Origin of the sequence: Psychrobacter sp. W2-37-MNA-CIBAN-0211, assembly GCF_040309405.1 — a bacterium.
Classification (GTDB): Bacteria; Pseudomonadota; Gammaproteobacteria; order Pseudomonadales; family Moraxellaceae; genus Psychrobacter; species Psychrobacter glaciei.
Map to the genome: position 1 here is coordinate 19814 of NZ_JBEOOU010000014.1, position 15111 is coordinate 34924.

Consider the following 15111-nt stretch of genomic DNA (forward strand, 5'->3'; position numbering starts at 1 on the left):
AACCTTAACCCAGTAGCTCTTTTAGAATTTGGTTGACTTGCTGCGGGTTGGCACTACCGCGACTGGCTTTCATGACTTGACCGACCAGACCGTTAAAGGCTTTTTCTTTACCGCCCCGATACTCGTCAACCATCGCTTGGTTTTTCGCAATGACATCTTCAACGATGGCTTTGATCGCGCCCGTATCGGTTTCTTGCTTGAGACCTTTTTCTTCGATGATTTTGTCAGCGGCATCATCAGCATCGCCGCCCGCGCGTTCATACAGAGCACTAAAGACTTTCTTAGCCAATTTGCCAGATAGGGTATCGTCTTTGATACGCGCTAGCATGCCAGCCAATTGCTTGGCGCTGATAGGGGAGTCGATGATATCTTTGTCATCTTTGTTCAGTGCGCCCAGTAGATCGCCCATGACCCAGTTGCCTGCCATTTTGGCATCTGATTGTCCTACTTCAGCGACCACGTCTTCGAAGTAATCGGCTAGCTGACGGCTACCAGTTAGGATGCGAGCATCATACTCTGACAGACCAATCGCTTCTTCAAAGCGAGCACGACGAGCCACTGGTAGCTCAGGCATCGCCGCTTTAATCGCATCAACCGTATGCTGCTCAATACGGACAGGCAGCAGGTCAGGATCAGGGAAGTAGCGATAGTCGTTGGCGTCTTCTTTGGTACGCATCGTACGAGTTTCGTCGCGCTCTGGATCATATAGCATCGTCGCTTGCACGACTTTACCACCGTCTTCAACGATATCGATTTGACGCTCGATTTCACGATTGATGGCGCGCTCGATAAAGCGGAACGAGTTTAAGTTCTTTAGCTCAGTACGCGTGCCCAATTCTGCACCTGGCTTACGCACAGAAACGTTACAGTCGCAGCGGAACGAGCCTTCTGCCATGACCGCATCTGAGATACCCAACCACGTGACCAGCTGATGAATAGCTTTGATATAAGCCAGTGCTTCGTGAGCAGAGCGCATATCAGGCTCGGATACGATTTCAATCAATGGTGTACCAGCACGGTTCAAATCCACACCAGTCATACCATCAACGGCATCATGGACAGATTTACCAGCATCTTCTTCCAAATGCGCGCGGGTGATACCCATACGTTTCGGATATTCGTTCTTTTCGCCTTCATTAACCACGACATCGATATACCCTTCACCAACGATAGGGTTAGCCATTTGAGTAATTTGATAGCCTTTAGGCAGATCAGGATAAAAGTAGTTTTTACGGTCAAACGTATTGAACAAACCCAACTCAGCATTGACGCCGATACCGAATTTTAGCGCACGATCGACCACGCCAGCATTTAGCACTGGCAAGACACCAGGCAGACCCAAATCTACAATACTGGCTTGTGTGTTTGGCTCGTGACCAAAATCAGTGGGCGCACTAGAGAATATCTTGCTTTCAGTATTTAGCTGGCAGTGAATCTCGATGCCGATGACCACTTCATAACCATCAACGAACAGCTCTTTACGAACAGCGTGCTCGCGGACGGCATTGTTATCAGTAGTTGCTGTGTTCATTATACCGTCTCCTTTGCGATGGCAGAGTGCTGTAGATGATGATCCGTATGCTGCTGGAATAGATGTGCTGTCGTGAGCAGTTGACTCTCTTGCCAATGCTTACCGATTAACTGTAAGCCAATAGGTAGGCCTTCTGAGTTTAAACCAACTGGTTGGCTGAGCGCAGGCAGACCGGCTAAGTTAACACCGATGGTATAAACATCGCCCAAATACATGGTGGCAGGATCGAGGTCTTCAGCAAGCTTGTAAGCAGCCGTTGGTGCCGTTGGGCTGGCGATGACATCACAGTTGGCAAAAGCGTCTTCGAAGTCTTTAACGATTAAGCGGCGTATTTTTTGTGCTTTAGTATAATAAGCATCGAAATAACCAGCAGATAATGCGTAAGTACCCGTCAAGATACGGCGCTGTACTTCAGGACCAAAACCTTCAGAACGTGAGCGCGTGTATAGATCGATGAGATCTTTTGGATTCTCACAGCGATAGCCAAAGCGCACACCATCGAAGCGCGACAGGTTAGATGATGCTTCTGCAGGAGCTAGCATGTAGTAAGTCGCCAACGTGATTTCAGGATCAGTGATGTTCACTTCTACGATGGTTGCGCCCAGCTCTTCGTATTTTGTCAAAGCAGCGCGTACGGCTGTTTCTACTTCAGCATCAAGCCCTTTACTAAAGTACTCTTTAGCGACACCGATACGTAGACCAGCAAAGGGTTTATCACCAGCAGCTGCTTCTGCATCGTTGAGGTCTTGTACGTAGTCTGGCATGTCATACTTGATAGACGTTGCATCGCGTGGATCATGCCCGATCATTGGCTGTAGCAAATAAGCGCAATCTTTGGCACTACGACCCATACTACCAGCTTGATCCAGACTTGATGCATAGGCAATCATACCAAAGCGTGACACTCGGCCATAAGTGGGCTTGATACCCGTTAAGCCACAGAATGAAGCAGGCTGACGAATAGAGCCGCCCGTATCACTACCGGTTGCGACTGGCACAAAACCTGCGGCAACCGCGGCAGCACTACCACCTGATGAACCACCAGGGACGCGCTCTAGATTCCAAGGGTTTTGCACCGTACCATAGTATGAGCTGCTATTGTCCGAGCCCATCGCAAACTCATCCATGTTGAGCTTGCCCAAGCTAATCATGCCTGCTTTGTCGATGTTTGACACGATAGTAGCATTATAAGGTGAGACAAAGTTATGTAGCATCTTTGAGCCGCAAGTGGTCAATACGCCTTGGGTACAAAAGATATCTTTGTGCGCCATCGGTACACCAAGTAATGGGCGCTGATCGCCTTGCGCCCGCATCTCGTCCGCTGCTTGCGCTTGTGCGCGTGCTGTCTCAGACGTATGAGTGATAAAGCTATTAATCTTGCTGTCTAGTGCATCGATACGTTTAATATAGTGTTCTGTCAGCTCAAGGCTACTAAATTGTTTGTCTTGCAAGCCCGTAATAAGCTGCTGGGTACTTAATAAATGAAGTTCAGACATAAGGTGTCGTCCGTCAAAATGTTAATAGCATAAAATAAAATGAGATAAAGGCAGAAATAGAGCCGACCAACTATTCAATCACTTGTGGTACCAGATACAAGCCGTCTTCAACTGCTGGCGCGACCGATTGGTTACGTTCACGGTTGATATCGTGTTTAGCGACGTCGGCACGCAAGTCTTGGCAAGCCTCATGGATATTCGATAGTGGTTTAACATCAGTCGTGTCCACATTACCAAGCGTATGCATCAGTTTTAATACTTTGCTGATTTCGTTGGCATAGCTGTTGGCGGTCGTTTCATCGACACCCAAGCGCGCAAGGCTGGCAACTTCTAGGATTTCTTCACGGCTGACGTTGCTGTCAGACGTTGCTGGTTGCTGTGACATAGTTTCTCCAGTGAAGGACAGTTTTTGTTAGAGTTAGTAGGTTTAAAAATAGCGCTTTAAACAAGCACTTAAAAAGCCGCTGTTAAAACCAGCTATTAAAATTAAATCGCTGTTAAAAGCAACCACTATAATTGGCTACTAAAATAAAAGTGAGATAGCATAGGCTTATTATAAAGCATCTGACCCAAGTTTACAGAGCATGACGCTTGATTGCTGCACAATCTCAACCAAGCCAGCATGATTCACAAAGATTTGCAAAATTGACCGCATGATTCTCAATTGCTTACCCATTACGTTCTGAAATACGTTACAGTATGCACCTGTGATGCTAGGCAAAACTATCATTTGCCTATAGAGCCTTGTTAGTTATTGAATTAAATGATGTTTCATTAGATTGAATGGTATTCACTGCCATTTCAAACTTTGTAACAACTTTTAGCGTTTAAGACCAAAATCCTGCCTTACTGATGCAAATACCTGTGTTTTTTTTGAGCTAAATCGGTATAATTTAGCTCAGTTTTGTCATTTCATCATTATTGCTTAGGTTTGACTTGTTGCGATGCACCAATTTCGCCACAGTTGATGTCTAACGACGACCTGCTCAACACTGACGAGTAACCCTCTCAGTCACTCTCATTCGCCTCATTCGTAAGACGCTGGATATATTAGTCATGAACCTGTTTGGATTTTTATCAAATAATATCGCTATCGACCTTGGTACTGCGAACACTTTAATTTTTATTCCTAATAAAGGCGTGGTGCTCGATGAGCCTACGGTGGTCGCGCTACGAAGCAATCGTACCCATAACCCTACCGTTGCTGCGGTTGGCATCGATGCCAAGCAGATGCTTGGTCGTACGCCTGCCAATATCACGGCGATTCGTCCCCTAAAAGACGGCGTGATTGCTGACTTTGAAGTGACCCAAAAAATGCTTAAGCACTTTATCGGCAAGGTAAAGGCGAAGCGTTTTATGGCACAGCCCAACGTGGTCGTTTGTGTGCCATGCAAATCAACTCTCGTTGAACGCAAAGCTATCCGTGAAGCCGTATCATCAGCGGGCGCAAGCAAAGTGCTATTGCTAGAAGAGCCGATGGCCGCTGCTATTGGTGCTGGCATGCCAGTGCATGAAGCGAGTGGCTCAATGGTGGTCGATATCGGTGGTGGTACAACTGAGATTGCGGTTATTGCTCTATCAGGTTGCGTGTATGCCGAGTCGATTCGTATCGGTGGCGACATATTTGATGAAGCCATCATCACTCATGTACGCCGTACCCACGGTTGTGTGATTGGTGAAACCACTGCTGAGCGTATCAAAAAAGAAGTAGGCTCGGCCCTGAATGAAGACAGTCAATTAGAAGTCGAAGTTCGTGGTCGTAGCATGGCAGAAGGCGTACCAAAGACCTTTACGGTCAATTCAGAAGAAGTGCAAAAAGCGTTAAGCGACCCACTAAGCGGTATTGTCAGTGCGGTAAAAGCAGCACTTGAGCAAACCCCACCTGAGCTGTCATCAGATATTGCCGAGCGTGGTATTGTCTTGACCGGTGGCGGTGCATTGTTGCGTGATTTAGACAAGCTGATTTCAAGAGAGACGGGTTTGCCAGTGACAGTCGCTGACGATCCATTGACTTGTGTCAGTCGTGGTGGCGGTATCGCCCTCGACTTTATCAATAATAAAAGCTTAAATATGATTTTTGTTTAAGTGACCATTTGTTTAAGTGAGCATTTGTTTAAGTAGCTTTTTATTTAAATGAACATCAGTTGCTGTTAACCGTGATTTTTTACAAGCATGCTTCAGTGACGGTTAACACGATTGTCAAACATTCGATTTAACGATAACAGTAAATAACGATAAAGGTAGCCAGTTGCGCTGCCTTTAATCATATTACTAATTGCCAGCTACAAGCATCGCCACTAAATGCTGATAACGATGAGATCATTAAACATTGTTATAACTAGCGCTAGGTATTGCTCACATTAGAAAACCTTAATTAGATGACTTATGACGCCAAGTATTTTTGCACGCCAGCCATTAGCACTTCGTAAGGCTGCTATTGTATTGATAGTAGCGTTGATAATGATGTGGTTCGATAGCAAAAATCCGGAATGGTTCAGTCCTGTACGCAATACCAGCCATGCCGCTATGCAGCCTATCTATGAATTGTCACTATTGCCAAGCTATGCTAAGCATTGGGCAAGTGGCAGCTTACAATCAAAAGAAGCGCTACGCCGCGAAAACATGCAATTGAAGTCGCAGTTGATTCACGCGCAGGCCAAGCTCCAGCAGCAAGATTATATCTTGGCACAAAATGCGCGCTTGCAAGGCATCTTGTCGACCACCAAACCTGAACAGTTTGAGCTAAATTTGGCACAGGTTATCGGTACAGACACCAATTTACTTCGCCAAATCGTCGTGCTCAACAAAGGCGCGCAAGATGGGGTGCAAGTCGGTCAAACGGTCATCGACGAAGACGGTATATTGGGTCAGATCATCAATGTTTATCCCAATACCAGCCGCTTACTACTCATTACTGATGAGCAGCAGTCGGTAGCAGTAACGGTTAAACGTACGGGTCAGCGGGCGATTGTGACGGGTCAGGGAATACCCACTTCTTTAAGCCTCAATTATGTCTTCAAAACCTCAGATGTGCGCGTGGGTGACGAGCTGGTTTCTTCGGGTTTAGGTGGTCGCATTCCAGCAGGCTATCGAGTCGGTCGGATCGCTCATGTCAAAGACACGCAAGCAGATAACTTCAGAAGTATTGAAGTCACGCCAGCGGCAAATTTTATCGATAATGCCTACGTATTAGTGCTTCAAGACAAGCTGATAGATAAAAGTAATGTGGGCTTCTATAGTAATGGTGGTTGATATTCAATTTATACATCGCTAACTACTTTGCTGGGCTCGCCCCATAATATCTTCAACCATACCTTTTTAGTGATGTTTTTTCAGCTAAATAGACGTTCAAATGGCCGCCGCCAAACACTCGCTAAGGTAGGTATTCATGACGTATTCCGACTCTAAGCACCCAATGGGGATCTTGCTCATTGCGATTGTTACCAGCTTTGTCGTTGCTTCATCGCTCAATGTCTATCCATTAAGTCCTAGTATGGCTACCTTGCGTCCCATGGTTATGATCATGGTGCTGATTTTTTGGCTGCTGTTTCAGCCACGTTACGTTGGTATCTTTACCGCGTTTACCATTGGTTTAGCGGCAGACCTTTTGATGGACACCCACTTAGGTCAGCAAGCCTTTGCTGCTGTGATGGTGGCACTTGTTATCAAGATCAGTAGCATTTATGTCAGAAAGTTAAACACTATCAATGCTTGGCTTATCGCCTCATTAGGCTTGCTGCTGTTTCAACTGAGTTTGTGGATGCTACAGATGTTTATCCAAAACATTTTTGTCGCGCAGTCTGCCTTTTCTTTATTGATGAGTATAGTCAGCTGGCCTCTAGTGCTCTTAGTGTTACGAAAATTTGCGCGTTAATCAATTCAGTTACTACCTCAATAATTTCTTTTGAGAGCCTTTCTGTTATTAGTAGTGTTAATGTGATTGGCAGTAGAATTTATGCTCAACATGAAAGCTGCCAATCCTGAAAGTCTCTGTGCCTTTGATAATTGATATGATCATAATAAGAGAATAGCGATGGATATTATTTTAGCCTCTGGTTCACCGCGTCGTCGGGAGTTGCTCGCTAGAGCGCAGCTGGATTTTACGGTCATGAGTGTCGATATCGATGAAACGCCACAAGATAATGAGCTACCAAAAAACTATATTGAGCGTATGGTCGCTGCCAAAGCGGCTGCCGCAGTACAACAGCTAAACGACACCGTTGAAACAAACAAAGACAACCTCGCTGAGCAGCTTATTATTTTGACCTCTGATACCATTGGTGTACTACCAGATGGTCAGACGGTACTGGTAAAACCAGCCGATCGCGAGCACGCTTATCGCATGTGGCAGCAAATGTCAGATAATACCCATGAAGTATGGACGGCAGTACAAGCTACCCATGTATCCTTAGTTTCTACGCACACTCATACAGAAAGCCATGAGCCAGTATTCCAAGTCGTCAAGCAACAACAAATCACCGAACGTACGGCAGTCACCTTTATACCTCTGACGACGGAGATGATGAGCTGTTATTGGGAGAGTGGCGAACCTGCTGATAAAGCAGGTGGCTACGGTATTCAAGGTTTGGGTGCTGCATGGGTTAGCCGTATCAATGGTAGCTATACCAATGTCGTCGGCTTGCCGCTTTCGCAAACGCTGGCATTGCTTAAAGATATTCTAAATACTGGCACTCATTAAAAAGCCACAATGGTAGAGCAGCCCTTGTCAATGTGCTAAAAGCCCGCCGTTCATTGTCTGCACATAACGACACGCTAGGGTAATGGGCAAGAGCAAGTTGCATTTGTTACACTGTAAATCTAATAGACGATGACTGTCTAACAAGAAAGCTGAAAGATAAGAGAAAACATTATGTCCGAAGAGCTGCTGATTAACATTAGTCCAATGGAGTCGCGTGTCGCCGTGCTAGACAACGGTATCCTAGGCGAAATCTATATTGAGCGACATCACAAACTGGGTTTGGTTGGTAATATCTATCTAGGTACTGTTGTGCGTGTCCTTCCGGGTATGCAAGCGGCCTTTGTTGATATCGGTCAGTCACGGACAGCGTTTTTACATGTCAATGATATGCAGCGCGAGCCTCGCCCAATAGTAGAAAGAAAAAATAAAGTACCTGAGGAGAGTAAGAAGGAGGCAGATACGAATACAGACAACACTGTGGTGGAAAACGGTGTTGATAGTCTAGACGTCAGCCCGCCAGTGGTCAGTGCGCAAAGTACCGATGTCGTTCCTGTTTCTAAAACCCTTATCCAGCACCGCTTGCACGAAAGCCAACGCATTCTTGTCCAAGTGACAAAAGACCAATTGGGCAGCAAAGGCGCTCGCCTGACCACCAATGTCTCTCTGCCGTCGCGCTATCTGGTATATTTGCCATCGAGTGATCATATCGGCATATCACAGCGTATCGATGGCGAAGAAGAGCGTAACCGTCTCAAGACTGAGCTAAATAGTTTGATGCAAACCGTCAACCTAAAAGGCGGATTGATTGCCCGTACGGCTGCCGAGCGCGTGCCTGTCGATAAGCTAGAAGAAGACATTTATTATTTGTTGCAGCTTTGGCGGACTATCTGCGCGCGTCGTCAGGAAATCAATCATCATCAAAGCTCAGAGCTTATTTACCAAGAGCTGGCTCTGCCACTACGCTCGATTCGTGACCTAGTACATACCGATACCGCAAAAGTTGTCATTGATAATGCACAAGTCTACGAGCAAGTCAGGCAGTTCGCTAAAGAGTTCGTGCCTTTCGTCTATGATCGAATTGTGCATTATACCGCGGAGCAATCCTTATTTGACGTTCATCGGGTTGAAGACGATTTACGTGATGCTTTAAAACGTCGCGTTGACTTAAAGTCAGGTGGCTACTTAATTATTGACCAGACCGAAGCGATGACCACGATTGATGTCAACACAGGCTCTTTTGTTGGTGGACGTTCATTAGAAGATACAGTTTACAAAACCAACTTAGAAGCCACTCATGCCATCGCTCGACAGCTGCGTTTGCGTAATCTTGGCGGTATTATTATCCTAGACTTCATTGATATGCTGGAGCAGCAGCATAAAGATGACGTGCTGGAGAGTTTACAGTCGCAACTGGCACAAGACTATGCCAAGACGAAGATTACCCAAGTCAGTGAACTTGGTTTGGTAGAGATGACCCGTAAACGTACTCGTGAATCGCTAGGGCAGCAGTTGTGTGAGCCGTGTTCAACTTGTCAAGGCCGCGGCTTTGTCAAAACCGCTGAAACCGTCTGCTTTGAGATATTTCGTGAAATCATGCGCTGTGCTCGTACCTATAATTCTCATAAGAAGTTTACGGTGGTTGCCCATGCCGCAGTCATTGATTTATTACTCACCTCAGAGTCGGATACGGTAGCAGATTTAGAGTATCTGTTGGGTAGAGTGATTACTTTTGATGTCGAAAATCTCTATACCCAAGAGCAGTACGATATCGTTTTAGACTAACGGTTTGCCCATCACTAAAATATTTAACGCAAATTATTGACTACAAGTGACATTGTTTATAAAGCCTAATATCTTGAAATGCCATAGATATTGCTCTTGCAATGACTGAAATACTATGTATAATATATACCACTGAATTATATATGCGCAGCCAATCAAACAGCTGGCGCTATGACAGCTAGAGCATCGTTTCTAGCACTATTTCATTATGCCTTTGCTGACATCCATTATAGGAGGGTCGGCGGGGCTTTAAACTATTTTGCTTTTGGCACGCTACAAGTTCGGATAAAGAACTCATTCTGGTTAAGAACAGAAGGCAGCTTTAAGTAAATATTTAACCAAACGGCTTTTGGTCATATCTTTGCAAAGCAAGAATGACGAAAGCACATATTAGGAGCTTGCTGGCATGGCTAACCAGAGAATCCGTATCCGTCTTAAGTCTTTTGATCATCGTCTGATTGATCAATCTGCACAAGAGATTGTTGATACTGCAAAGCGCACCGGTGCGCAAGTTTGTGGTCCTGTACCGTTGCCGACTCGCATTGAGCGCTTCAACGTTCTAACTTCACCACACGTAAACAAAGACGCTCGTGATCAGTACGAAATCCGTACTCATAAGCGTATGGTTGACATTGTTCAACCTACCGATAAAACTGTGGATGCGCTAATGAAGCTTGACTTAGCGGCGGGTGTTGACGTTCAAATTGCTTTGGGTTAATGCACATAAACACCCAACCCATTAATATAAGATATAAAGAGGTCTAAAATGGCGATCGGTTTAGTCGGTAAAAAATGCGGCATGACCCGTGTCTTCACTGAAGCAGGCGCATCTATCCCTGTAACAGTGGTTGAGATCAGTGCTAACCGCATTACTCAAGTAAAAAATACTGATGTAGATGGCTATCAAGCCATCCAAATCACCACAGGCACCCGTCGTGACAGCCGCGTAACAGCAGCTCAAAAAGGTCACTTCGCTAAAGCCGGCGTTGCCGCTGGTCGTGGTGTTTGGGAATTTCGTGCCAATGACAGCGATCTTGAAGGTCGTGAGATTGGTGGTGAGATCCTAGCTGACTTGTTTGAACAAGGTCAGATGGTTGATGTCACAGGAAACAGTAAAGGTAAAGGCTTTCAAGGCGGCGTGAAGCGTCACAACTTCAGCATGCAAGATGCCACTCATGGTAACTCAGTATCTCACCGTGCCATTGGTTCAACTGGTCAAAACCAGTCACCAGGTAAAGTCTTCAAAGGCAAAAAAATGCCAGGTCAGATGGGTAACAAACGCGTTACCGTTCAAGGCCTAGAAGTGATATCGGTTGATGTTGAAAATGGGTTACTTGTCATCAAGGGTGCTATCCCAGGTGCCACCGGTGGCGATGTCATCGTACGTCCGTCAGTCAAAGCCTAAGCAAGGGGATTAACGTGGATTTAAAAACAGTTACAGGGGCGGCAGTTGAGCTTTCTGATACGGCTTTCGGTCGTGAATTCAACGAAGCACTAGTGCATCAAGTCGTCACCGCATATCTTGCTGGTGCTCGCCAAGGTACACGCGCTCAAAAGACCCGTGCCGAAGTTTCTGGCGGTGGCATTAAGCCATGGCGCCAAAAAGGTACTGGTCGTGCTCGTGCAGGCTCTATTCGTAGTCCTATCTGGCGTGGGGGCGGACGCACATTTGCGGCCAAGCCACAAGATTGGTCACAGAAAGTCAACCGTAAAATGTATCGCGGTGCTATGCAGTGTATCCTAGCCGAATTGATTCGCCAAGAGCGTTTGATCTTGGTTGAAGAGTTGAGCGTTTCTGGACCTAAGACTAAAGAGCTTATCGCAAAGTTAGGTGAGTTAAATGCATCACGTGCATTAATCGTTACCAAAGAAGTTGACGAAAACTTATACTTAGCTGCTCGAAACATCCCACATGTCAATGTACTTGATACAAGTGAAGTGGATCCAGTGAGCTTGATCGCTTTTGATAAAGTGATCATGACAGTCGAAGCTGCGAAACAATTTGAGGAAGCACTAGCATGAATAACGCAAGACTTTATCAGATCCTAAGAGGACCTGTATTCTCAGAGAAATCTCAAATGCTTGGCGACTCACTTGGTGTGCAGGTATTTAAAATTGACTCTAACGCTACTAAGTTAGAAGTTAAAAAAGCAGTTGAGATGATGTTTGAAGGTGTTGAAGTTTTAAAAGTAAACACATTGAACGTTAAAGGTAAGACAAAGCGTTTTGGTAAAAGTATCGGCCGTCGTAATGACTATAAAAAAGCCTATGTTACCTTAAAAGCTGGTCAAGATGTACAAATGGCTGATGCTGGTGAAGAGGTCGCAAATACGACTGCTTCTACTAGTGAAACAGCGAATAACGAATAAGGATTACACTCATGCCTATCGTAAGAGCAAAGCCAACATCACCAGGCCGTCGTTTTGTTGAAAAAGTAGTGCATCCACACCTTTATAAAGGTCGTCCGTTTGCAGCGCTTCTAGAATCAAAAAGCAAGACCGGTGGTCGTAACAATAATGGCCGTATTACTACTCGTCACATCGGCGGTGGTCATAAGCAACATTATCGTATTATTGATTTTAAACGTACTAAAGACAATATCCCAGCTACAGTAGAGCGTATTGAATACGATCCTAACCGTACTGCGCATATTGCTTTACTTAAGTACGCTGATGGCGAACGTCGTTATATTATCGCTGCTAAGAAACAAGTAGTTGGCGATACTGTAATGTCAGGTGAATTATCACCAATTCGTCCAGGTAACTGTTTACCACTGAAAAACATCCCATTGGGTACTGTGATTCACAATATCGAGCTTAAAATCGGTAAAGGTGCACAGATGGCTCGTTCTGCGGGTGCCAGTGTTCAGTTGCTAGGTCGTGACGGTATTTATGCTATTCTACGTATGCGCTCTGGCGAAACACGCCGTGTACACGTGAATTGCCGTGCTGTTATTGGTGAAGTTTCTAACACTGAAAACAACTTGAAATCACTTGGTAAAGCTGGTGCTTCACGTTGGCGTGGTGTTCGTCCTTCTGTTCGTGGTGTCGCTATGAACCCGGTTGATCACCCACACGGTGGTGGTGAAGGTCGTAATAAAGGTCGCCATCCAACTAGCCCTTGGGGTCAGAAGTCTAAAGGACTTAAAACGCGTCACAATAAGCGTACTGACAACATGATCATCCGCCGCCGCGCCAAGAAGAAATAAAGGAAGAATTTCATGCCTCGTTCATTGAAAAAAGGTCCATTCATAGACGCGCACTTATTTGCTAAAGTTGAAAATGCATTAGACACCAACTCACGCAAACCAATTAAGACTTGGTCGCGCCGCTCGATGATTCTGCCACAAATGGTTGGCCTAACTTTATCTGTTCACAACGGCCGTACTCACGTACCGGTTATTGTAAGTGAGCAGATGGTTGGTCATAAACTAGGTGAATTTGCCCCGACTCGTACGTATCGTGGTCACGGCATTGACAAAAAAGCTAAGAGATAAGGTGCTTACCATGGAAGTAACTGCAAAATTACGCGGTGCCGCCATATCGGCACAAAAAGTTAGACTCGTTGCTGATGAAGTTCGTGGCAAATCTATCGAGCGTGCTTTGGATATCCTAACGTATAGTAATAAAAAAGGCGCTGTGTTTGTTAAGAAATGTCTTAACTCAGCCATCGCCAATGCCGAAAACAACAACGGTTTAGATATTGATACGCTTAAAGTATCAACCATCTACGTTGATGAAGGCATTACGCTAAAACGTATCCTACCACGTGCCAAAGGTCGCGCTGATCGTATCAGTAAGCGTACCTGTCACATCACTATAAAGGTAGGAGAATAAGTTATGGGTCAAAAAGTACATCCAATCGGAATTCGTCTTGGTGTTGTAAAAAAGCATAATGCAAATTGGTATGCTAACCCTAAACAATACTCAGAATACCTCATTAACGACATTCAAGTTCGTGAGTATCTACGCAAAAAGCTAGATAACGCTATGATCAGCAACATCATGATCGAGCGTCCTACTGGCGCCGCTAAGATTACCATCGCCACTGCGCGTCCTGGTATTGTTATCGGTAAGAAAGGCGAAGATATCGAAAGACTTCAAAAAGAATTGACCAAAATTATGGGCGTACCTGCTCAGGTCAACATTGAAGAAATCACGTCACCTGATCTTGATGCACGTTTGGTAGCAGACGGTATCGGAAGCCAGCTTGAGCGTCGTGTTATGTTCCGTCGTGCGATGAAACGCGCGGTACAGAACAGCATGCGTTCTGGTGCTAAAGGTATTAAAGTTGAGCTGTCTGGTCGTCTTGGCGGTGCTGAGATTGCTCGTAGTGAGTGGTATCGTGAAGGCCGTGTGCCATTACATACACTTCGCGCTGATATTGACTATGCGTCAGTACGTGCAGAGACAACTTACGGCACCATCGGTGTAAAAGTTTGGATCTTCCGCGGAGAGATCCTTGACGGTATGAACAGTGTTTACAATCCCGTCAAAGAAGAGCAGACTCGTGCGCCAAAACGCCGTGGTCGCGGAAACGGAAACCGTCGAAACTCAGACAGAGGTTAAACTATGTTACAGCCAAAACGTACCAAGTTTCGTAAAATGCATAAAGGTCGTAACACTGGGCTAGCTCATCGTGGAAGCACCGTTGCATTCGGACAAATTGGTCTAAAATCATTGACGCGCGGTCGTATGACAGCCCGTCAAATCGAAGCAGCACGTCGTACCATCACTCGTAAAATTAAGCGTGGCGGTAAGATTTGGATTCGTGTATTCCCAGACAAGCCTATTACCAATAAGCCATTAGAAGTACGTATGGGTAAAGGTAAAGGTCCTGTTGAATATTGGGTATGCGAAATCAAACCTGGTAAAGTGCTATATGAAATTGAAGGGGTACCAGAAGAGCTTGCACGTGAAGCTTTCACGCTTGCTGCAGCAAAACTGCCCTTTAAAACTACCATTGTTAAGCGGACGATAATGTAATGAAGATCAGTGAATTACGTGATAAATCATTAGAAGAACTGACCCAGTTACTTGATGAAAAGCAACTTGATGCTTTCCGTATTCGTATGGCTAAAGCAACTGGTCAGTTGGGTAATACCCATGAAGTCAGAGGCAATCGTCGCACGATTGCTCAGATTCAGACTTTGATTAACGAGAAACAACGAGGCGACTCATGAGCGATAACAATCAAACAGCTAATGCTAGCGTATTGACAGGAAGAGTTGTCAGCGACAAGATGGACAAGTCCATCACAGTTTTGATTGAACGTCTTGTACGTCATCCTTTGTATGGCAAGCAGCTTCGTCGTTCTACAAAAATCAAAGCTCATGATGAGAATAACGTTTGCCAACAAGGCGACCTTGTCCGCATCAAAGAAACGCGTCCAATCTCAAAAACCAAGTCTTGGACTTTGGTTGATGTGGTTGAAAAAGTAGAAAAAATCTAAGTAAATTGCATTAAAAGCCAGAAGCTGTTAAAATAGCCGCCTTTTTAAGGATGCTGATTGCGCCGAGCGTATATCACTCACATTAAGAGTAGCAGCGGTTATTTATATTAAAATGCCGACTACTCATACTGTGCTAGCGGCAGCAACTGGTT

General features: G+C 45.3%; 19 protein-coding genes. 16 read left to right on the forward strand and 3 right to left on the reverse strand.

The features are described 5' to 3' along the window. Positions 1-4: 4 nt before the first annotated feature. From gatB to gatC, 3 genes are all read right to left on the reverse strand, one after another. Positions 5-1531 (reverse strand): Asp-tRNA(Asn)/Glu-tRNA(Gln) amidotransferase subunit GatB, encoded by a 1527-nt coding sequence (gene gatB, locus AAEY72_RS11730; RefSeq protein WP_352310649.1) that lies wholly within the window; start codon positions 1529-1531, stop codon positions 5-7. After that, a complete protein-coding gene (gatA, locus tag AAEY72_RS11735; RefSeq protein WP_352310650.1) occupies positions 1531-3027 on the reverse strand; it encodes an Asp-tRNA(Asn)/Glu-tRNA(Gln) amidotransferase subunit GatA in 1497 nt (498 codons plus the stop codon). Before gatA ends, gatB begins: the two co-directional genes overlap by 1 nt. A gap of 70 nt (positions 3028-3097) precedes the next feature. After that, complete coding sequence (gene gatC / locus AAEY72_RS11740; protein ID WP_189586267.1) at positions 3098-3412, reverse strand: Asp-tRNA(Asn)/Glu-tRNA(Gln) amidotransferase subunit GatC; 315 nt, start codon at positions 3410-3412, stop codon at positions 3098-3100. A gap of 662 nt (positions 3413-4074) precedes the next feature. On the opposite strand from gatC, the gene AAEY72_RS11745 reads away from it, so the two are divergent. From AAEY72_RS11745 to rpsQ, 16 genes are all read left to right on the forward strand, one after another. Further along, a complete protein-coding gene (locus tag AAEY72_RS11745) occupies positions 4075-5112 on the forward strand; it encodes a rod shape-determining protein (protein ID WP_026037076.1) in 1038 nt (345 codons plus the stop codon). A gap of 300 nt (positions 5113-5412) precedes the next feature. Continuing rightward, positions 5413-6279, forward strand: a complete 867-nt coding sequence (mreC, locus tag AAEY72_RS11750) for a rod shape-determining protein MreC (RefSeq protein ID WP_352310651.1) — start codon at positions 5413-5415, stop codon at positions 6277-6279. A gap of 136 nt (positions 6280-6415) precedes the next feature. After that, positions 6416-6901, forward strand: coding sequence for a rod shape-determining protein MreD (gene mreD / locus AAEY72_RS11755; protein ID WP_352310652.1), 486 nt, complete (start codon positions 6416-6418; stop codon positions 6899-6901). Positions 6902-7060: 159 nt separating this feature from the next. Next, a complete protein-coding gene (locus tag AAEY72_RS11760; protein WP_352310653.1) occupies positions 7061-7726 on the forward strand; it encodes a Maf family protein in 666 nt (221 codons plus the stop codon). Between the two features lie 171 nt (positions 7727-7897). Then, positions 7898-9508, forward strand: a complete 1611-nt coding sequence (locus AAEY72_RS11765) for an Rne/Rng family ribonuclease (protein ID WP_352310654.1) — start codon at positions 7898-7900, stop codon at positions 9506-9508. Between the two features lie 406 nt (positions 9509-9914). Next, on the forward strand, positions 9915-10226 hold the full coding sequence (gene rpsJ / locus AAEY72_RS11770; protein WP_010196670.1) for a 30S ribosomal protein S10: 312 nt from the start codon (positions 9915-9917) through the stop codon (positions 10224-10226). A 48-nt stretch (positions 10227-10274) separates the two neighbouring features. Further along, positions 10275-10913, forward strand: a complete 639-nt coding sequence (gene rplC, locus AAEY72_RS11775; RefSeq protein ID WP_010196672.1) for a 50S ribosomal protein L3 — start codon at positions 10275-10277, stop codon at positions 10911-10913. Between the two features lie 14 nt (positions 10914-10927). After that, entirely contained in the window at positions 10928-11530 is a 603-nt protein-coding gene (rplD, locus tag AAEY72_RS11780; protein WP_010196673.1) for a 50S ribosomal protein L4, read from the forward strand. Further along, positions 11527-11877 carry a 50S ribosomal protein L23 gene (gene rplW, locus AAEY72_RS11785; RefSeq protein ID WP_010196677.1) on the forward strand — a complete coding sequence of 117 codons (351 nt, stop codon included), beginning with the start codon at positions 11527-11529 and terminating at the stop codon, positions 11875-11877. The genes rplD and rplW overlap by 4 nt, the downstream gene beginning before the upstream one ends. Positions 11878-11888: 11 nt before the next feature. After that, on the forward strand, positions 11889-12716 hold the full coding sequence (rplB, locus tag AAEY72_RS11790; protein WP_010196679.1) for a 50S ribosomal protein L2: 828 nt from the start codon (positions 11889-11891) through the stop codon (positions 12714-12716). 12 nt (positions 12717-12728) lie between these two features. Next, positions 12729-13004 (forward strand): 30S ribosomal protein S19, encoded by a 276-nt coding sequence (rpsS, locus tag AAEY72_RS11795; protein WP_010196682.1) that lies wholly within the window; start codon positions 12729-12731, stop codon positions 13002-13004. Positions 13005-13014: 10 nt separating this feature from the next. Then, positions 13015-13344, forward strand: a complete 330-nt coding sequence (gene rplV / locus AAEY72_RS11800; RefSeq protein ID WP_010196689.1) for a 50S ribosomal protein L22 — start codon at positions 13015-13017, stop codon at positions 13342-13344. Between the two features lie 3 nt (positions 13345-13347). Beyond that, positions 13348-14076, forward strand: coding sequence for a 30S ribosomal protein S3 (rpsC, locus tag AAEY72_RS11805; protein ID WP_010196691.1), 729 nt, complete (start codon positions 13348-13350; stop codon positions 14074-14076). A gap of 3 nt (positions 14077-14079) precedes the next feature. After that, positions 14080-14493 (forward strand): 50S ribosomal protein L16, encoded by a 414-nt coding sequence (gene rplP / locus AAEY72_RS11810; protein WP_010196693.1) that lies wholly within the window; start codon positions 14080-14082, stop codon positions 14491-14493. After that, complete coding sequence (rpmC, locus tag AAEY72_RS11815) at positions 14493-14690, forward strand: 50S ribosomal protein L29 (protein ID WP_010196696.1); 198 nt, start codon at positions 14493-14495, stop codon at positions 14688-14690. The genes rplP and rpmC overlap by 1 nt, the downstream gene beginning before the upstream one ends. After that, entirely contained in the window at positions 14687-14959 is a 273-nt protein-coding gene (rpsQ, locus tag AAEY72_RS11820) for a 30S ribosomal protein S17 (RefSeq protein WP_010196699.1), read from the forward strand. Before rpmC ends, rpsQ begins: the two co-directional genes overlap by 4 nt. The last annotated feature ends 152 nt before the right edge of the window (positions 14960-15111 follow it).